The organism is Roseobacter sp. YIN89, assembly GCF_057219365.1.
This window is the reverse complement of sequence record NZ_JBXVVD010000004.1, coordinates 246,716-265,270: the sequence shown is the minus strand read 5'-3', so window position 1 is coordinate 265,270 and position 18,555 is coordinate 246,716. Positions and strand designations below refer to the sequence as shown.

The window sequence follows — 18,555 nt, the reverse complement described above, 5'->3', positions numbered from 1 at the left end:
CTACTCATCGGCGAGATAAAAAGGGGCCGATACCTACGGCCCCTTCCTTGTCAGATTATTCGGGGGCTTTTGTTCTGCGCAGATAGGGCAAAACAGTCTCGAACTCGCCGAATTTGGCTTTGGCATCTTCGTCAGACAGAGCAGCAGGGATGATTACGTCTTCGCCAACCTGCCAGTTCGCGGGTGTTGCCACACCCTTGGCAGACATCTGCAACCCGTCGAGCGCGCGCAAAACTTCGGCAAAGTTGCGGCCAACTGTCATGGGGTAGGTCATGTTAAGCTTCAGTTGCTTGTCTGGCCCGATAATGAAAACCGACCGGACCGTGGCACTGTCATTCGGCGTGCGGCCGTCCGGCATGTAGGCCTCGGCTGGCAGCATGTCGAATGCCTTGGATACTGCCAAACCTTCGTCTGCGATGATCGGGAACCCTGCCTTTGCGCCACCGACGGCTTCGATATCGCCTTTCCACTTCTTGTGATCTTCCACACCGTCAACGGAAACACCGATCACCTTGGTGCCGCGCTTTTCCCATTCGTCGGCCAGTTGAGCCACGGCACCGAATTCCGTTGTACATACTGGCGTGAAATCCTTGGGGTGCGAAAACAGAATGGCCCAACTGTCGCCAATCCAGTCATGAAACTGAATTGTCCCTTGGTCGGTCTCGGCTGTGAAATCTGGTACGGTATCGTTGATGCGCAAAGCCATGGTATCCTCCGGTCCATTGTGAAGCTGTCTTTCGCAACGAGTCCTAGTCGTAAACGCGCGCCGTTGCACCCCCCCTTGAACACTGTGACCAGCAAAGGCATGCTGCGCGCCGCAACATAGGGCGCGCCGCGCCCGCAACAGGAGTTACCCCATGCAGGAAAAGCGTGAGTTTTACATTGATGGCCAATGGGTCGCACCCGCGACAGCGCGTGATTTTTCGGTGATCGACCCTTCGACCGAAGAAGAATGCGCGGTCATATCGCTGGGGGATCAGGCGGATACGGATGCCGCCGTGGCCGCTGCGCGAGCCGCATTCGAAGCGTGGTCGCGGACCAGCAAGGCAGAGCGGCGCGCGCTGATCGTGAAACTGATGGAAGTTTACAAATCCCGCGCGGAAGAAATGGCGCAGGCAATGTCGATGGAGATGGGCGCGCCAATCGAATTGAGCCGCGCGCAGCAAGTGGGCGCGGGAAGCTGGCATATCGAGGGGTTCCTCGAAGCTTTTGACGCTTTCGAATTCGAAACGGATTTCACAGCGACTGAGAAGACGTTGCGTGAACCGATTGGCGTCTGTGCACTTATCACGCCGTGGAACTGGCCGATGAACCAGATTGTGCTCAAGACGGTGGCCGCAATGGCCGCAGGATGCACAATGATCCTGAAGCCTTCGGAAATTGCACCTCTGTCTGGCCTGTTGTTTGCCGAATTCGTGCATGAGGCGGGGTTTCCGAAAGGCGTCTTCAATCTTTTGAACGGCGATGGTGCGGGTGTTGGGTCGCAACTTTCGGCGCATCCCGATGTCGATATGGTCAGCTTTACCGGATCAACCCGCGCAGGCATCGCAATATCCAAGGCTGCGGCGGACACGCTAAAGCGTGTGAGCCTGGAGCTCGGCGGTAAGGGAGCAAACATCATCTTTGAAGACGCACATCCCAAAGCGGCCAAAGCCGGTGCGATCCGCTGCTTTCGCAACTCAGGGCAGTCATGTAACGCGCCGACCCGGATGCTTGTGCACAGATCACGCTACGATGCTGCTGTCGAGATGGCAGCGGAAACCGCTGTGGCGACCCATGTCGGGCCCGCGTCCGAGGCCGGAAAACACATTGGTCCGGTCGTATCAAAGGCGCAATTCGACAAAATTCAGGCTCTGATTGAAACCGGCATGAGCGAGGCGCGCCTCGTGGCAGGTGGGCTTGGACGTCCTGATGGGCTTAACCGCGGCTACTATGTGAAACCGACGGTATTCGCAGATGTGACAAATGATATGACCATTGCACGCGAAGAAATTTTCGGACCCGTCTTATCGATTATTCCCTTCGACACCGAAGACGAAGCCATCGCAATTGCCAATGATACACCCTACGGCCTGACGAATTACGTGCAGACCGAAGACGACGAAAAGCGCCGTCGCGTGGCACGGCGGTTGCGCTCTGGAATGGTCGAAACCAACGGCCAGGGGTTCGCTAAAGGCTCTCCGTTCGGCGGCTACAAACAATCAGGCAATGGCCGCGAAGGGGGCGTTTTCGGGATCGAGGAGTTCCTGGAGGTCAAAGCCGTTTCCGGATGGGCTGCGGAGTAGCGGCATCGCCGCAGGAACGAAAGGCCCCCGTCGGGGGCCTTTTTCCTATGCGGGAACAGGATGCAGGGCGTCGCGCATCTGCATGAAATGCTTGTCCCAACCGTGATCCATTGCAAGAACGAGATCGAACGCTTCTGCAGCAGACGGTAATCCGGAATGTTCAAGCGCCAGTTCGGTTCCGCCCGAGACACTGCGCAAGCGCCATTTCACAACGCTGACGGCCTGTCCCATCGGTTTGACGGTAAAAGTGTGCTCCAGATATTCGGGCGCGCGCGCTTCTCTCACTTCTCCCCAGATCAGCAGGTCGCCACTGGTCGTGCCAAACAATTCCAACGGCTGCCCTTGGGCCAGCGGCACCTTGGGCGCATGAAACCATTTTGCAAGTTTGTCCGGCTCGGTCAGAAACGCCCAGACCTCCTCTCGCGTCGCGCGCAGGAATATTGTTTTACGAAGCACAGGGTCAGTCATTGGCTATCCTTTTCAATAGCCGCCTTAAGAGCCGAGAGGCGGTCAGTCCAAAATTCATCGAAAATACCCAACCAGTCGAGAACTGGCTGAATTCCTCTTGGGTTCAGAGAGTTAATACGCTCTCGGCCTTGCGTACGCACGGTGATGAGCCCACCGTCAGACAGAACTGTCAAATGCTTCTTCACCGCGGCGCGGGTTATATCAAAGTTTTGAGCAACCTCGCCGATGGTCAGATCACGCGACTTCAGTATGCGTAAAATGTCGCGTCGGGTCGGATCTGCAAGCGCGCGAAAAACGGTCTGATCGTGATGCATCGAATCCCCATGTGAAACCAGAAGGTATCATTTAATAGAGTACCAAACGGTATCATGTCAAGCCTTCGCAATCGAAGCACTCAGAAAGGTACCGCAGCCCGCATTTTCATTGACCGGCCGCCTTGGGGATGTTTGAAGCGCAGTTCCTGCGAATGCAGCATCAATCGCGGAAATGCGCGCGCGGGCCCGTCGGCGTAAAACGGATCGCCCAGAATTGGATGGCCAAGCGCGCGCATGTGCACTCGCAACTGGTGGCTGCGCCCGGTACGAGGCGACAACCGTAGCCGCGCAGTCTCGCCCTCGTCTTTAAGCACACGCCAGTCAGTCTGCGCAGGTTTTCCCGTCTCGTGGCAGACTTTCTGCCGCGGCCGATTGGGCCAGTCGACGATAAGTGGCAGGTCGACCGTCCCTGTCTTTTGCTGCGGGACGCCCCAGACCCGCGCTACGTATGTTTTCTGTGTCATCCGCTTTTCGAACTGCAGCCCGAGATGCCTCTGTGCATGGGCTGTCAGCGCAAAAATCATAACCCCAGAAGTGTCACGATCCAGGCGGTGCACCAGCAGAACATCAGGAAATACAGCCTTCAGACGTGACAGAAGGCAATCCGCCAGATGCGGCCCCTTGCCCGGCACAGACAAAAGCCCGGCGGGTTTATCCACCAAAACAACTTCTGCATCTTCGTGCAAAATCTTAATCGGCGTATCCGGGGGCGTGTAAATATCATCCATGCGCCCTGCTCGCAAATCACCCTGCAAACATCAAGCCCCTTGACCAGGAACACCAGAGCGCCCTTGGCTCTCTCACTTTGCAAAATAAACTCCCGCCGGAGGCTCCCGCCGCATGAATTTGCGCGGCGGGCCGATCTTTGGGGAACCTGAGCTTACGCCTTCACCCGCTCTGACTTTGGATCATACATAGGCTTGAGTGACGCCTCGGCCTGCACCTTTGAGCCTGCAATATCGATCTCATACCGCGACGCGAGAACTTCGCTTGCGGTCTCTCCCCTGCACGGGACGTACCCCAGCCCCATGGCGCCACCCAGATGATGACCATACGCCCCCGAACTGAGATAGCCAACGATCTCCCCGTCCCTTAAAACCGGTTCATTGTGATACAAAAGCGGCTCGGGGTCTGTGAGACGGAATTGAACAAGCCGTTTGGCCAGACCCTCTTCTTTCTTGCGCAGTACTGCGTCCCGCCCAATGAAAGAGGGCTTATCCGTCTTGACCGCAAACCCCAGACCGGCTTCGAGCACGTGATCCTCACAGGTAATGTCATGTCCGAAATGGCGGAACCCTTTTTCGATGCGCGCACAATCCATCATATGCATGCCACAGAGCTTTAAATCCATATCCTGCCCGGCGTCGTGCAGAACCTCAAAAGCGTGGGCTGCCATGTCGGCGCTCACGTAGATTTCCCAGCCCAGTTCGCCCACGTAGGTGACACGATGGACACGCGCCAGACCAAGGCCAAGCTCAATTTCCTGTGCCGTCCCGAAAGGGTTGGCCTCGTTGCTGAAATCGGCAGGAGAGACCTTTTGCAAGAGCGCGCGCGCATTGGGCCCCATAACGGCCAGAACGCCCTCACCTGCCGTGACATCAGTAATCACCACGTTGAATTCACCGATATGGCGTTGCATCCACGTCTGATCAGCCAGCCGGGTCGCTGCGGGAGTGACCACCAGAAAAGCCGTCTCAGAAAGGCGCGTGACTGTGACATCGGCTTCGATTCCGCCGGTGTGGTTCAGGAATTGTGTGTAGACGATTTTGCCCACGGGCACGTCATATTGCCCGCCCCCGACGTGGTTCATGAAGGCCACCGCATCGCGCCCTTCAACGCGGATCTTGCCGAAGGAAGACATGTCATACATACCGACGTTTGTGCGGATTGCTTTGTGCTCTGCTGCGACGTTTTCAAAGAAATTCTGCCGCCGCCAGCTGTACTCATACGCAGGTTTCTGACCGTCGTTTGCAAACCAGTTGGCCCGTTCCCAGCCTGCGAGTTCTCCCATCACAGCGCCACGGTCGAGCAGGTGCTGGTGAAACGGCGTTCGCCGCACACCGCGTGCTGTTGCCTTTTGCAGGTAGGGAAAGTGATCCGCATAAAGCAGACCCAGCGTTTCTTTGGACCGCTCGAACAGATAGGTTTTGTTTCCCTGAAAAGGCTGCATGCGGGAGATGTCCACATCTCCGAGGTCAAAGGGCTTTTCACCTGCGTCCATCCATTGGGCAAGCGCCATGCCAGCCCCGCCTGCAGACTGGATACCAATGGAGTTGAACCCGGCGGCGACCCAGAAGTTGTCCATCTCCGGAGCCAATCCCAGATGATACGCATCATCAGGCGTAAAGCTTTCGGGGCCGTTGAAGAACGTATGGATGCCCGCCTCGGCCAACATCGGCATGCGGTCGACGGCCTTTTCGAGAATTGGTTCGAAGTGGTCAAAATCCTCTGGCAACTGATCGAACTCAAAGTCGGACGGGATGCCTTGCATGCCCCAAGGTTTGGCATTGGGCTCAAAGGCGCCCAAAAGCATCTTTCCCGCGTCCTCCTTGTAATAGGCGCATTCATCGGGCACGCGCAGCACCGGTAATTGCGTCAATCCTTCGATGGCCTCTGTCACGATATAGAAGTGTTCGCACGCCTGAAGCGGCACGTTCACGCCGGCCATGCGGCCCACTTCGTGGCCCCACATGCCGCCGCAGTTGACAACCATGTCTGCCTTGATGTGACCGGTTTGCCCGTCCTGCGCCCAATCAACGCCTGTGACCCGACGCCCCTCTTTTGCGATCCGCGTGACGCAAGTGCGTTCGATCACCCGCGCTCCGTTCTGGCGCGCGCCCTTTGCCAGCGCCAGTGCGATATTGGCCGGGTCACCCTGACCGTCTTTGTCCAGATAGACGGCGCCGGTAACACCGTCGACATTCAGATGCGAGTAGCGGTCCTGCACTTCGCGCGTTGATATTTCCTCGACTTCAACACCGAATGCGCGGGCCATAGCCGCCTGACGATATATTTCTTCGCGTCGGTGCTCGGTCAGGGCAACGGTGATGGACCCCACCCGCTTGAAACCGGTGGCGACCCCGGTTTCCGCTTCGAGGTTGCCGTATAGTTCCTGGCTGTATTTCGCAAGCTTGGTCATATTCGCCGTAGCGCGCAATTGGGCAATGAGGCCTGCTGCGTGCCACGTCGTCCCGGACGTCAGTTGTTTACGTTCCAGCAGCACCACGTCCTTCCAACCCTGTTTGGTCAGGTGATAGGCAACAGAGCAGCCAATTACGCCGCCGCCGATGATAACCACGCGCGCGTGTGATGGTACGGAAGTCATTCGGATGTCTCCTTAAAGCAGTCAGGAGGAGGAATACGGGTAATGGGGGCTTTGCCCCCCGGCGCGGTGCCCGCACCTCCCCCCAGAGTTTTCTTGGCAAAGTGAAAGAGCATCACGGTGTCAGACAACGTCATATCCGGCTGCTGTCAGGCGGTGGTGGATCTCTGCGATATGCGCTGGGGACACTTCACAGCATCCGCCCACTATGGTGGCACCCGCAGCGACCCATTCCATCACATACCCTGCATAGGCACGGGGCCCCATGTCTTTGCGAAGTTCGAGGCTGTCCACTGTTGGTTTGGCTTTCAGAAAGTCTTGGCTGATCTGGACAAAACCATTCGCATATCCACCGAAGGGGACGCCGAATGGCGCGATCAGTGGCAACGCCTGGGTGACCGCCTCGGGCGCGGAGCAATTGACAAGGACCGCATCTGCCGCACGCGCCACGTCACCAAGATCGCTCACGGGCTCGCCGGAGCGCAGTCTTGTTCCATCGCGGTCATTGACGGTGCAGGCCAGCCAGACGGGAAGTCCAGTCTGTTTTGCCGCTGCCAGTACATCGCGAGCATGTGCAATAGATGCCACTGTCTCGCAGATCAGCAAATCACAGCCCGGCGCAATCCGGTCTGCGATTTCAGAAAAAAGCGGCACCGCCACCACCTGATCGGGATGCAGGTCTGGCCGATAGCTCGCCCGCAATGGTCCAATCGAACCGGCGATGCGCCCGGAGCCGTGGGCCGCACGGGCTGCGGTTGCTTCGGCCAGAGCGCGATCATGAAGGTCGCCAAACTGGTCTTCGAGACCGGTGCCTTCGAGGCGGTCATGGTGTATCGCGTAGGTGTTGGTCGTGGCAACAGTGGCACCCGCCTCAAAAAAATCGCGGTGCACGCCTTCGACCATGCCCGGGTGGTCCACCATGACCTGCGTTGACCACAATGCCGTAGGTTTATCCCCCGCTCGGTGAACCAGTTCCTGCCCCATGCCACCGTCAAGCAGCGTTATCCGTGTCATGCGCGGAGCCTTTCATTCTGCGGATCCCACAGCGGTTGGTCTTTTTGGACAGTCGCCTTGCGGCGCTGCCCGTAGATTTCAACTTCGATCTCTGTTCCGGGGGCGGTCAGATCAATCCGCAACATGCCAAGGGCGATAGACTTGTCGATGCGGTAGCCCCAGTCACCGGATGTGGTTTCACCAACCACCTCATCGCCATGATAGAGAGGGGACATATAAGGCGCGTCCTGCTCGCCCGCGTCGACGACAAGTGTGACAAAACGCTTTTTGCTGCCCTGTTGCTTTTCGTTGAGCAGGGTTGCCTTACCGGGAAAATCCTGCGGTTTGTCGAGCTTGACGAACCGTTCAAGCCCGCCTTCGAGCAGGGAATAATCCGTTGACAGGTCGCCTTTCCATGCTCGGTAGCCTTTTTCCATGCGCATCGAGTTGAGTGCATACATGCCAAACGGAACAGCACCGGCGGAAATCACAGCGTCATAAAGCGCAGGGATTGCATCGTTGCGCGCGTGGATTTCCCAGCCCAGCTCGCCAGCAAACGACACCCGCGCAAGCTTGCACGGGATGCCGGCCACAGTGGCCGATTGATGCGTCAGCCATCCCAGTGAAAGATCGGCCTCTGTTCCGATCTCTTCGAAAAGTGCGCGGGACTTCGGACCGGTGACAATCAGCGTGCTGAATTCGCGCGTCAGATCGCTCAGGTTAACTCCGTCGGGCAGATCTTTGGCCAGCACCTCAAAATCGTGCCACTGCGCGGTTGCTGCAGTAATCAGGGTAAAGTGATCTTCGGCATGCCGTATCAGCGACATTTCCGTCAGGATGCGACCACGGCTGTCGGGGAAATAGCCAAGCGTCATGCGACCTGCTTTCGGCAGCGCGCCGGCGATTTTGCCGCGCAACCATTCCGCAGCACCAGATCCTTCAAGGCTGAACCGGGAAAAGCCCGGCAAATCCAGAACCCCGACACCGTCACGCACGGCTTCCACCTCTTCTTTGACACGAGGCGCCCAAGGGCCTTGGCGGTCCCATGTATGGGTCGCTTCTTCGGAGGTGTCGTCGCCGTCCTTGGCAAACCAGTTGGCACGTTCCCAACCGTTGTAGGCCCCCATCTGCCCACCCGCAGCCAAGATCTTGTCGTGTACCGGCGACAGCTTTTTGTCGCGTCCGGCAGGCCATTCGTGATGCGGGAAATGCATCGCGTATTCGTGGCCGTATGTTTCCAGCGCCTTTGACAGGCAGTAGTCGTGATCGGCGTAGTCGGTATAGCGCCGCGGATCGACCGCCCACATGTCAAGCTCGGTTTCGCCATGCATGATCCATTCGGACAGCACCTTGCCCGCGCCGCCACCTTGAGCGATGCCAAAGGTAAAGGAATGGCCTTCAAATGCGTTCTTCACACCCGGCATGGGGCCAACCATCGGCAGGCCGTCAGGCGCATAGGGGATTGGGCCGTTGATGTTGCGCCCAACGCCTGATGTTCCCAAGAGCGGCAGCCGCGCCATCGCGTCTTCGATGTAGAATTCCAGCCGTTCAAGATCGTCGGGATAGAGCTGAAACGAGAAATCTTCGGGCATCGGGTCGTCAGGTGTCACCCAATGCGCTTTGCAGTTCCGTTCATAGGGTCCGAGATTCAAACCCGTTTTTTCCTGCCGCAGGTAGTAGGAAATATCTACGTCACGGATCATCGCGACCTTCTTGCCGTTTTCCTTGGTCCACGCTTCGAGTTCGGGGATCGGCTCGGTCAGGAAGTACTGGTGCGACATCACGACCATCGGCACCGTACGCCCGCCGAAGGGTTTGAACATCTCGCCGACGCGCTGGGCATAGTAACCGGCGCAGTTCGCCACATACGCGCAGCGGATGTCGCCCTTTTCGGTCTTTACGATCCATTCATCCCCGTCGCGGTCGATGCCTGTAACCGGGCAGAACCGCTCGATACGGCCACCCGCATCCCGCGCGCCTTTTGCCAAAGCCTGGGTCAGCTGAGCAGGGTCAATGTCGCCGTCCAGCGGATCCCACATGCCGCCCATCAGATCATGTGTTTCCATGAATGGGTTGTACTGAAGCAGTTCTTCAGGCGTGCAGATATCCATCTGCAGCCCCTGATAGTGCCCCATCGAGGCAACTTTCTCGAATTCCTGCATCCGTTCTTTGGTGTGGGCGAGACGCACCGCACCGGTGACGTGGTAGTTCATCGGGTAATCGACATCTTCACCCAGTGTTCGGTACATGGCAGCGGAATAGCGCTGCATATTCATGACCGCCCATGATCCGGCAAAATTCGGCACATTGCCTGCGGCATGCCACGTAGAGCCGGCTGTAAGCTCATTCTTTTCGAGCAATACGCAGTCTTTCCACCCGGCTTTCGCCAGATGATAGAGCGTGGAGGTGCCGACAACGCCGCCCCCGATGATGACAACCCGCGCTGTCGTTGGAAATTCTGCCATGTCTTAGGTCTCCCTTTGTGGCTCAGCAGCCGAAATCGTGTAGTAGTCGCCTTTGTCGGCGGTATGGATGTGGCCACGCAGATGCAGCCCGGTTGGTCCGTCTATCGAACCTGTTGAAAAGCAGGTAAAAGCATCGTCGTCGTGCTTCCAGAACAGTGCGGAGCCGCAGGTTGGACAAAACCCGCGCTTGGCCTTGTCCGAAGACTGGAACCAGCGCACATCACCCGAGATTTCCAGCGTGCCATCCTCGAGATACGCAGATGCCCACACATGGCCGGATTGCTTGCGGCACTGGGTACAGTGACAGGCTGCCGGGGCACCGACGGTTCCGACAGCCTGATACCTGATTGCGCCGCAAAGACAGCTGCCCCTGATCATCTCAAGCCCTCCCCGGCGTGGCGGTTGTGCCGAGAAGAACGCCGTAAATTACGAAACATGCAGCCAGCAAGCGGCGGATGGAGACGTGGAACACAGCGCCAAGAGCCGCGCGCCCAAGCCCGGCGCCCAGCGCAGTATACCCGGTGTAGCTGAGCGCCGTCAGCGTCAGTGCAGTAGGTACAATTACGACCATCTGGTCCCAGATTGGTACGTCGGGTTGTACGAATTGCGAAAACGCCGCGAGGTATCCTGCAACGCTTTTGGGGTTGATCGTGGCAACGGCCAGCGCATGCAGATAGACGTGTTTGGCGGGCTTGTCAGATACTGTGACGGGCTTGTTGGCCATCATCCATCCGCGCACACCGAGATAGACCAGAAAGCCTGCACCAACGATTTTTGCGATGAAAAACCCGGTCGGCGACGCGGCGATAAGGGCAGTGATACCCAATGCTGACAAAACCAGAAACAGGCTGGCCTGTGTCAGTATTGCCAAAACACCTACAAGTGCGCGCCGAAACCCCAAGTACATGCCATTTTGAATGCAGTTCACCGCGTTGGGCCCCGGCGTGGTGACAAACAAGAGCCAGAAGAAAGCGAATATGGTCCAAGCCTCGAAACTCATCAATACACCGGCGGCGCAATGACCCAGATCGCGACAGCAGGATCCGAGTACGGGTTAGACCAGCGAAACCGTTCACCGCGGATGCGGAAACTGTCACCGGGCGTGATGATGTGGGTTTTGCCATCGATTTCGATGTTCAGCTGTCCGGACAAGAGGTATCCGACCTCTTGGGTTGGACGCATCACGGCCTCTTCGATTGCTGCACCCGGCGCGAATGTCGAGTGCACCATTTCAAAATCATCGGTCAGATCGGGAGACAATAGTTCTTCGACGAGGCCCTCAATCTTGGACCCGATCGGACGCCGCGCCGCGCAGCGCACCACAAATCCTGCCTCTTCTGCTGGGGCGGCGCTATGCCTGAACAGCATCGACAGGGACACACCCAGCTCTCTGGCCATGTCGCGAAGATCGTTGATCGACGGGTCAGATTTATCCCGCTCGACCTGACTGAGCCACCCAACAGAGCGGCCCAGTCGGTCAGCCAGGTCGGCCAGCGTTACACCGCGCGCCTTGCGCAACGCACGCAAGTCGGCCCCTAAAGTCTTTGGTTGATCAGGTACGCTGTGTTCCATGCGGTGAAATTTCTTCGGTTTTTTTCACGGTGCCTGAGTCGCATGAAAAAATCCAGTAGAATTTCACCGTGCCCACGCGAAATCCTTTGAGCGGTTTGAAAACCGGGGCTGTCTGATGGAACTCAGCGCGCGAAGACTGATGCGAGCAACTTCGTCAGGCGTTCTGCATCCTGCACCGTGAAGGCAGCGGGCTGGTCACTATCGATGTCAAAAACTGCGATCAACTCAGCATTGCGGTCAAAAACGGGTATGACCAACTCTGACCGCGTGGAAGTTGCGCAGGCGATATGCCCGTCGAAGTCGTCTACATCCGGCACCAACTGGGTTTCACCAGTACGCGCCGCAGCACCGCACACGCCTTTGGAGAAAGGGATGACGAGGCAGCCGTGCCCCCCCTGATAAGGCCCGATTTTCAGGATCCCCGGTGCTGTCACACGGTAAAATCCGGTCCAGTCGAAGCGTTCATCGGCGTGGTGTACCTCGCACGCGACAGTCGCCATGAGCGCCACGTGATCGGTTTCACCCTCGGTCAGCGCGGCGATGGTTTTCAAAAGGTTGTCGTAATCGACATTCATAGTGTTGTTCCTGTCGCGCCCCGGGGGCTGTCTGCCCCCGGACCCCCGAGAGTTTTTCTGGCAAGATGAAAGAGCATCAGGGTCGTTCGAGTGCGACGGCCGTCCCTTCGCCCCCGCCGATGCAAATTGCCGCGATGCCGCGTTTAATGTCGCGCTTTTCCATCGCGTTGAGCAGTGTCACCATAATCCGTGCACCTGAGGCGCCGATCGGGTGCCCAAGCGCACAAGCACCGCCATTTACGTTCACCCGGTCATGTGGCAGGTTCATTTCCTGCATGAAAGCCATCGGCACGACGGCAAAAGCCTCGTTGACCTCCCACAAACCGACGTCATCACGAGACCACCCCAGCTTTTTCAGGAGTTTTTGCGCCGCAGGCACGGGCGCTGTAGTGAAGAGGCCCGGGGCCTGCGCATGGCTTGCGTGACCGACAATATATGCTCTGGCGGTTGCGCCGTGGCGTTCGGCTGCCTCTGCAGACATCAGCATCAGGGCAGCAGCACCGTCGGAAATTGACGACGAATTGGCGGCGGTCACCGTGCCACCCTCCCGAAAGGCTGGCTTTAGCTGCGGTATCTTATCGGGACGCGCGGATTTTGGTTGCTCATCACTTGAAACGATCACACTGCTCTTGCGTGTGGTGACATCTACCGGGGCTATTTCGTTCTCGAAGGCGCCTGCTTTCTCGGCCGCCAGCGCGCGCGACAGGGAGGCAAGCGCGTACTCGTCCTGACGCGCACGTGTAAATTGGAAAGTTTCGGCGCAGTCTTCGGCAAAAGTGCCCATCAATCGACCTTTGTCATAGGCATCTTCCAGCCCGTCGAGAAACATGTGGTCCAGCACCTGCCCATGACCGAGCCGCGCTCCTGCGCGCATCTTTGGCAACACGTATGGCGCATTGGTCATGCTTTCCATGCCACCGGCGATCATCGCTTCCCTGTCACCAAGCGCGATCTGGTCGAACGCGATCATGGCCGCTTTCATACCTGATCCGCACATTTTGTTCAGCGTTGTTGCTGGTACCTCTTCTCTGAGGCCGGCTGCAAAGCCTGCTTGACGGGCCGGAGCTTGACCCTGACCTGCCGGCAACACACAGCCCATCAACAGCTCTTCGACCGGTGCCCCTTGTGACTGCGCGAGCGCCTCTTGAATGGCCACTGCGCCGAGATCAGAAGCTGAAAGGGACGCAAAATCACCTTGGAAACCGCCCATCGGTGTCCGTGCGGCGCCGGTTATCAGTACTTTGTGCATTGCTGTCTCCGATCTGGTTTCAATGATTTTGTAAGACTTCGGCCCTAATGCCTGCAAGGGGTATAGAGTTCGGAGTTTTTATGGACATCGATAGCAAAACAGAAGACCGGTTGCGCATTGTGTCAATCAAGGCATTGAGGATCGACGCCGCAGTCGCAATTGAGTTCAAGGATGCCATGCGTGAGAACACCGATGATGGCCCGGATTTGATCGTCCTTGACCTGAGCTGTGTTGAGTTCATCGACTCCAGCGGATTGGGCGCAATCGTTGCCTCCCTGAAACATCTCGGCGGTCGACGCCAACTGGCCTTGGCCGGCCTGACCCCGACGGTTGCACGGGTATTCGAACTCACCCGCATGGATACGGTTTTCAAGATTTTTCCAACGCTTGACGGTGCATTGACGGAATTGAAGGCATCATGATCCGACCCACTTCTCAGAGCGACAAAGGTAGCGCTGCACCAATCGTGTTCGACTACGATTTTCAAAGCGGTGAAATGGCCGTTCGCGAAGCTTTGGAACATGTCCTGGAGAAGCTGGCACCTCTCGATCTCACAGTTGAAGAGACCGGCACGGTTGAGCTCGTTATGGCCGAAGTACTCAACAACATTGTCGAACATGCCTATGCAGACAAGCCGGACGGCGGGACAATCAACATGCGCTGTTCAAAGAAACCCGACGGCCTGACCGTTTTCATAAAAGACACAGGCAAAATGATGCCGGACGGCAGGCTTCCTACCGGTACACTGGCATCCCTTGAAGTCGATCTGGATGATCTGCCCGAAGGCGGGTTCGGGTGGTTCCTCATCCAGAACCTTGCCAAGGACGTGACCTACGAGCGGGTTGGCAACCAGAACGTTCTCAAGATGCGTATTGTGGTCGGCATCTGATATTCACTGGCTGTTAGCACCTATGGCGGCTTGGCCTTAATGTTACCCAATTAAATCGTGAAAGCGCCTAGGTCCGATCACATTACCGCCTTGTTCCGACGTCATACCTGTTCTTGTAGCTGCATATAGCTTCCCTCGGCGCCGCGTGTTATAGCCCCCACCCAGTGCGCGGCGTCGAGGACATTCCCCCCCACATCAACTACCCCTATGCGTGGACATCCACGACCGGGTTGCTAGTTTGCCTCGCACAAGCACGGCAAAAGGACAGCCCATATGCGCGATTTTCACCTGCCCGGACGCTCCGCAGTATTTGCGACCAATGGCCTCTGCGCGACTTCACATCCTTTGGGCGCGAAAACCGCCATTAACATTCTCGAGCGCGGCGGTAACGCGATGGATGCAGCCATTGCAGGCGCGGTGATACTGGGCTTGTGTGAACCTGCAATGACAGGGATCGGCGGCGACTGCTTTGTGCTTTGGTCCCATGGCGGACAGAACGACGTGCGCGCGCTCAATGCATCTGGCCGCGCACCCGCGGCACAGGACGCCGCCAAGCTCCGCGACGCAGGCGAAACAATTGTCCCTGTTTTTTCGGCTCAGGCGGTCACAATCCCTACCGCAATTGCTGGGTTTGCGCATTTGTCGGAACACGTTGGCAAGCTCGGGCTCGACGCTCTTTTGGCGCCCAGTATCCACTATGCGGAAGAAGGGATACCAGTGGCGCCGCGCGTGGCTTTTGACTGGGCCAATTATGCGCATAACCTGCAAGGCGCTGGCCGCAAACACTTTTTGCACAATGACGCAGCCCCTAAAGTGGGCGAGTTGTTTCGCGCCCCGGGCCAAGCCGAAGTATTGCGCCGGATCGGCCGGGATGGCGCACAGGCGTTTTACACCGGCGAGATTGCCGAAGACATGGTATCGACCCTGCGTGCGGCGGGCGGAGTGCACACATTGGATGACTTTGCCAATGCGGCCTGCGAGGAAGTTACGCCGATTACAGGCACGTACAACGGTATAGAACTGGTCGAGCACCCGCCGAATTCGCACGGTGCTACGGCCATTCTGATGCTGAATATCCTTTCGCATTTCGATCTCGGGGCGCTTGATCCCTTTGGTACCAAACGCGCGCATATCGAAGCAGAGGCTGCAAAGCTGGCCTATGACACCCGCAACCGCTTTCTCGGCGACATTGATTACATGACCCGCCTCGATTACATGCTCGACCCTGCTCTGGCAGAGAAACTCGCCGGACTGATCGACCCTACCAAAGTCATGCCTGCCGCCGCGCCGCTTACAGAGATGGTACACAAGGACACGATCTATATCACCGTTGTCGACAAGGACGGCATGTCGGTGTCGTTGATTTATTCAATTTTCAAAGACTTCGGATCAGGGATCGCATCTGATAAATTTGGGATCTTGCTACAAAACCGCGGGGCCGGTTTCACGTTGGAACAGGACCACCCGAACGAGTTGAAGGGCGGCAAGAGGCCCATGCATACGATCATTCCTGCGATGTTACAGGAAAGTGGCAAAGTAACCATGCCTTTTGGCGTCATGGGGGGGGCCTATCAACCCAACGGCCACGCCAGATTCGTCTCTAACCTGACGGATTTCGGCATGGATCCCCAATCTGCGATCGATGCACCGCGTGCATTTTCCGACGCTGGTGACATGCAGGTGGAACGTGGTTACAGCGATACCGTCCGGCAGGAACTGTCCGATCTGGGGCACGAGGTTAGCATCCCGCATACGGCTATCGGCGGCGCACAGGCCATCCGAATTCACCCAAGCGGCGTTCTTGAGGGCGCCAGCGATCCGCGCAAGGACGGCTGTGCGTTAGGGTATTGAGGGATCAGTTCAGCTGAAAGTGCAGCGGGTAAGAACCGTTTTGAAACGGCCCGAAGAGGTCGGGTATATCCGGGTGGTCCACCGGCTCTCCTGAATAATCCACGACGAGGTTTTGCTCTGACACATATGCGACGTAGTAGCTCTGCTCGTTTTCCGCCAACAGATGGTAAAACGGCTGCTCCTTGATCGGACGGTTGTCTTCCGGGATCGCCTCGTACCATTCATCGGTGTTTGCGAATTGCGGATCGACATCAAAAATGACCCCACGAAACGGGTGTTTCTTGTGGCGCACTACCTGACCCAGATGATATTTTGCGCGTGATCTTAGCATAACATTGCAGCCCCTTGTCTCCGTTAGTAGACGGAACAGGTGGGGATTGTCCAATGGTCGGATGCGAAAAGTGAGAAACAGACTGTGAACCTGACGCTAACAGTGCTTGAAATTGTAGCACCCGTATTCCTTTTGGCGGCGATCGGGTTCGTGTGGGTAAAAACCGGGTTGGAGTACCGAATCCGGTTTGTGACGCAGTTGGCAATGACACTGTCGGTGCCTTGCCTGATCTTTGTAGCCTTGATGCAGGCAGACATTGATCCCGCAGCGCTCACTAGCCTGACTTTAGCGGCTGTTATTGCCTACGCGTTTGTTACAGTTGTTTTTCTGGTATTGGTCAGCATCTTGCGACTGAACAGACGGACATACGCAGCACCTCTTATCTTTGGCAACACGGGCAATGTAGGTTTGCCTCTGGCGTTGTTTGCTTTTGGCGAAACTGGATTGAGCTACGCGGTTGTCGTTTTTGCGATCATGGCGCTCTGGTCGTTTACCTTTGGCATCTGGCTGGTCGCGGGAGAAGGCTCTTTCGGCAAGGTTTTGCGCGAACCGATGGTGGCGGCGACCCTGTTAGGGACGCTCTTTTTGTGGCAAGGCTGGCAGACGCCTGTATTCCTAACCAACACATTACAGCTGATCGGTCAGATGGCCATTCCGCTCATGCTGATCACATTGGGTGTCGCCGTGGCGCGACTGGAAGCCAGTGGCATCGCAAAAGCCTTCGTACTTAGCGCATTGAAACTAGCGGTCTGTACGGCAATTGCATGGTATGTCGGCGAATACTTCGCGCTTGATCGAATAGGCTTTGGCGTACTGGTTTTGCAGGTCGCGACACCGGTCGCTGTAACTTCTTACATGATTGCCGAAAAATACGGCGCAAACGCCCAAGAGGTCGCAGGCCTCGTGGTCGCTTCGACGCTCATGTCTGCTGCCGCCTTACCGGTAATACTCGCGTTCGTTTTGTAGAAATCGTGATTTCACTCTGCGCGTTTTTGCGGTAAACTGACTCAAAACAAATAAACAAATGCGAGAGAGGCAGATGAGCAGAACTCTTCGCGCTATGGCAATCGTGCTTTTGGTAGCTTCCTGTGGGGGCGGCTACAATTCGGCGCCACGCAACCTTGATAACGCGTGCAGCATTGTCGAACAGCGCCCGGAATACCTTCGCGCGTTCAAAGCGACCGAACGCAAATGGGGCGTGCCCGTTCACGTCCAGATGGCTACCATGCATCAGGAAAGCCGCTTTGTTGGAAACGCGCGCACGCCACACAAATACGCGCTTGGCGTAATCCCGATGGGCCGCGTCTCAAGCGCTTATGGCTACTCCCAAGCACTCGACGGCACATGGGACGATTATCAACGCGCCACGGGCAAACGCTTTGCACGCCGCGACCGTATCAAGGATGCGTCGGACTTCATGGGCTGGTACATGGTGACCAGTCGCGCAAAAAACGGCATCCCGCTTCATGATGCGCGCAACCAGTACCTTGCCTATCACGAAGGGCATACCGGATACGCACGCGGCAGTTACAATCGCAAGTCTTGGCTGTTGACCGTCGCAAACCGGGTGGATGCGCGGGCAGACTTGTACCAGACGCAATTGGCGACCTGTGGTCTGATCGGTTAAACGCTACCTGTCGCGGCTCGCGCGTTGCACGTTGAACAGCGATCGCGGCAGGTTCATGCCCGTTTCAAATTCACCCAAGATCACGGTCGTTTTACCGCCGTTTGCGTCATGGATGACCCATTGGCGCAGCTGGGTGGGGTTATCGGTAAAGGTTAATTCTATATAACCATTATCGGGGTTGTCAGGGTCGCGCGCCGTCACGGTTGTTGATGTGCCGTCAAAGACCGCTTTTTCGACCATATTGGCACGCCCCAGATTGATATTGCGGCCCAAAATTAGTGACAGCGGCGTTCGACGCAGCGGGTAGGTTTCGGGCGGCTGATTGGATTTACCGTCAATGATGTAGACGGCCTGTGCGGCTGCAATAACCAAAGCCTCCTGAGGCGGGTCATACTCGAAACGCATGCGCCCTGGCCTACTGATGTAAAGCTGCCCCGTACTGATTGACCCGTCATCATTGATCTGGGTAAATTTCGACTTCACCGTCGTCAAACTGTTCAGATAGGCTGAAATATCCGCAAGTTTCAGCTGCTCTGCCGCCATTGACATCGTGGGCATCAAACTGATCGCACATATCGCGAGGCAACGGGAAAAAAAGCTCATAACGCGGTCCT

21 protein-coding genes are annotated in these 18,555 nt (G+C 57.0%); 6 read left to right on the top strand and 15 right to left on the bottom strand.

Annotated features, from left to right (window positions below; translation table 11 throughout):
* Positions 1-55: 55 nt before the first annotated feature.
* Positions 56-706 (bottom strand): peroxiredoxin, encoded by a 651-nt coding sequence (locus tag AC2D8V_RS17220; RefSeq protein ID WP_484734827.1) that lies wholly within the window; start codon positions 704-706, stop codon positions 56-58.
* A 151-nt stretch (positions 707-857) separates the two neighbouring features.
* Between AC2D8V_RS17220 and AC2D8V_RS17215 the strand changes: the two genes are divergently transcribed.
* Positions 858-2,285 (top strand): aldehyde dehydrogenase family protein, encoded by a 1,428-nt coding sequence (locus AC2D8V_RS17215; protein WP_484734826.1) that lies wholly within the window; start codon positions 858-860, stop codon positions 2,283-2,285.
* 45 nt (positions 2,286-2,330) lie between these two features.
* Here the strand turns inward: AC2D8V_RS17215 and AC2D8V_RS17210 are convergent, their stop codons facing one another.
* The 12 genes from AC2D8V_RS17210 to AC2D8V_RS17155 form a co-directional block, all read right to left on the bottom strand.
* On the bottom strand, positions 2,331-2,753 hold the full coding sequence (locus AC2D8V_RS17210; RefSeq protein WP_484734825.1) for an SRPBCC family protein: 423 nt from the start codon (positions 2,751-2,753) through the stop codon (positions 2,331-2,333).
* Complete coding sequence (locus AC2D8V_RS17205; RefSeq protein ID WP_484734824.1) at positions 2,750-3,067, bottom strand: ArsR/SmtB family transcription factor; 318 nt, start codon at positions 3,065-3,067, stop codon at positions 2,750-2,752. Before AC2D8V_RS17205 ends, AC2D8V_RS17210 begins: the two co-directional genes overlap by 4 nt.
* A gap of 80 nt (positions 3,068-3,147) precedes the next feature.
* Positions 3,148-3,795, bottom strand: coding sequence for an RluA family pseudouridine synthase (locus AC2D8V_RS17200; RefSeq protein WP_484734823.1), 648 nt, complete (start codon positions 3,793-3,795; stop codon positions 3,148-3,150).
* A gap of 152 nt (positions 3,796-3,947) precedes the next feature.
* The gene (locus AC2D8V_RS17195; protein ID WP_484734822.1) at positions 3,948-6,392 is read right to left on the bottom strand and encodes a GcvT family protein; all 2,445 of its coding nucleotides are present in this window, start codon (positions 6,390-6,392) and stop codon (positions 3,948-3,950) included.
* A complete protein-coding gene (locus AC2D8V_RS17190; protein WP_484734821.1) occupies positions 6,389-6,526 on the bottom strand; it encodes a hypothetical protein in 138 nt (45 codons plus the stop codon). The genes AC2D8V_RS17195 and AC2D8V_RS17190 overlap by 4 nt, the downstream gene beginning before the upstream one ends.
* Entirely contained in the window at positions 6,513-7,403 is an 891-nt protein-coding gene (locus tag AC2D8V_RS17185) for a homocysteine S-methyltransferase family protein (RefSeq protein WP_484734820.1), read from the bottom strand. The genes AC2D8V_RS17190 and AC2D8V_RS17185 overlap by 14 nt, the downstream gene beginning before the upstream one ends.
* Positions 7,400-9,847, bottom strand: coding sequence for a GcvT family protein (locus tag AC2D8V_RS17180; RefSeq protein ID WP_484734819.1), 2,448 nt, complete (start codon positions 9,845-9,847; stop codon positions 7,400-7,402). The genes AC2D8V_RS17185 and AC2D8V_RS17180 overlap by 4 nt, the downstream gene beginning before the upstream one ends.
* A gap of 3 nt (positions 9,848-9,850) precedes the next feature.
* Entirely contained in the window at positions 9,851-10,225 is a 375-nt protein-coding gene (locus AC2D8V_RS17175) for a GFA family protein (protein ID WP_484734818.1), read from the bottom strand.
* Position 10,226: 1 nt separating this feature from the next.
* The gene (locus tag AC2D8V_RS17170; protein ID WP_484734817.1) at positions 10,227-10,847 is read right to left on the bottom strand and encodes a LysE family translocator; all 621 of its coding nucleotides are present in this window, start codon (positions 10,845-10,847) and stop codon (positions 10,227-10,229) included.
* Positions 10,847-11,419, bottom strand: coding sequence for a helix-turn-helix domain-containing protein (locus AC2D8V_RS17165; RefSeq protein ID WP_484734816.1), 573 nt, complete (start codon positions 11,417-11,419; stop codon positions 10,847-10,849). Before AC2D8V_RS17165 ends, AC2D8V_RS17170 begins: the two co-directional genes overlap by 1 nt.
* A 122-nt stretch (positions 11,420-11,541) precedes the next feature.
* The gene (locus AC2D8V_RS17160) at positions 11,542-11,994 is read right to left on the bottom strand and encodes a GAF domain-containing protein (protein WP_484734815.1); all 453 of its coding nucleotides are present in this window, start codon (positions 11,992-11,994) and stop codon (positions 11,542-11,544) included.
* Positions 11,995-12,070: 76 nt separating this feature from the next.
* Positions 12,071-13,243 (bottom strand): thiolase family protein, encoded by a 1,173-nt coding sequence (locus AC2D8V_RS17155; RefSeq protein WP_484734814.1) that lies wholly within the window; start codon positions 13,241-13,243, stop codon positions 12,071-12,073.
* 80 nt (positions 13,244-13,323) lie between these two features.
* On the opposite strand from AC2D8V_RS17155, the gene AC2D8V_RS17150 reads away from it, so the two are divergent.
* The 3 genes from AC2D8V_RS17150 to AC2D8V_RS17140 all read left to right on the top strand — a co-directional run bounded on the left by AC2D8V_RS17150 (position 13,324) and on the right by AC2D8V_RS17140 (position 15,983).
* Positions 13,324-13,665 carry an STAS domain-containing protein gene (locus tag AC2D8V_RS17150; RefSeq protein ID WP_484734813.1) on the top strand — a complete coding sequence of 114 codons (342 nt, stop codon included), beginning with the start codon at positions 13,324-13,326 and terminating at the stop codon, positions 13,663-13,665.
* Positions 13,662-14,132 (top strand): ATP-binding protein, encoded by a 471-nt coding sequence (locus AC2D8V_RS17145; RefSeq protein WP_484734812.1) that lies wholly within the window; start codon positions 13,662-13,664, stop codon positions 14,130-14,132. Before AC2D8V_RS17150 ends, AC2D8V_RS17145 begins: the two co-directional genes overlap by 4 nt.
* A 273-nt stretch (positions 14,133-14,405) precedes the next feature.
* Positions 14,406-15,983, top strand: coding sequence for a gamma-glutamyltransferase family protein (locus AC2D8V_RS17140; protein ID WP_484734811.1), 1,578 nt, complete (start codon positions 14,406-14,408; stop codon positions 15,981-15,983).
* Between the two features lie 4 nt (positions 15,984-15,987).
* Here AC2D8V_RS17140 and hspQ read toward each other — a convergent pair whose 3' ends face one another.
* Positions 15,988-16,314 (bottom strand): heat shock protein HspQ, encoded by a 327-nt coding sequence (hspQ, locus tag AC2D8V_RS17135; RefSeq protein ID WP_484734810.1) that lies wholly within the window; start codon positions 16,312-16,314, stop codon positions 15,988-15,990.
* Positions 16,315-16,398: 84 nt separating this feature from the next.
* Here hspQ and AC2D8V_RS17130 point away from each other — a divergent pair, with 84 nt between their 5' ends.
* Both AC2D8V_RS17130 and AC2D8V_RS17125 read left to right on the top strand, forming a co-directional pair.
* Positions 16,399-17,280 (top strand): AEC family transporter, encoded by an 882-nt coding sequence (locus tag AC2D8V_RS17130; protein WP_484735178.1) that lies wholly within the window; start codon positions 16,399-16,401, stop codon positions 17,278-17,280.
* A gap of 73 nt (positions 17,281-17,353) precedes the next feature.
* The gene (locus AC2D8V_RS17125) at positions 17,354-17,941 is read left to right on the top strand and encodes a transglycosylase SLT domain-containing protein (RefSeq protein ID WP_484734809.1); all 588 of its coding nucleotides are present in this window, start codon (positions 17,354-17,356) and stop codon (positions 17,939-17,941) included.
* Between the two features lie 3 nt (positions 17,942-17,944).
* On the opposite strand, the gene AC2D8V_RS17120 is transcribed toward AC2D8V_RS17125, so the two are convergent.
* The gene (locus AC2D8V_RS17120) at positions 17,945-18,544 is read right to left on the bottom strand and encodes a LolA family protein (protein WP_484734808.1); all 600 of its coding nucleotides are present in this window, start codon (positions 18,542-18,544) and stop codon (positions 17,945-17,947) included.
* Positions 18,545-18,555: the final 11 nt, after the last annotated feature.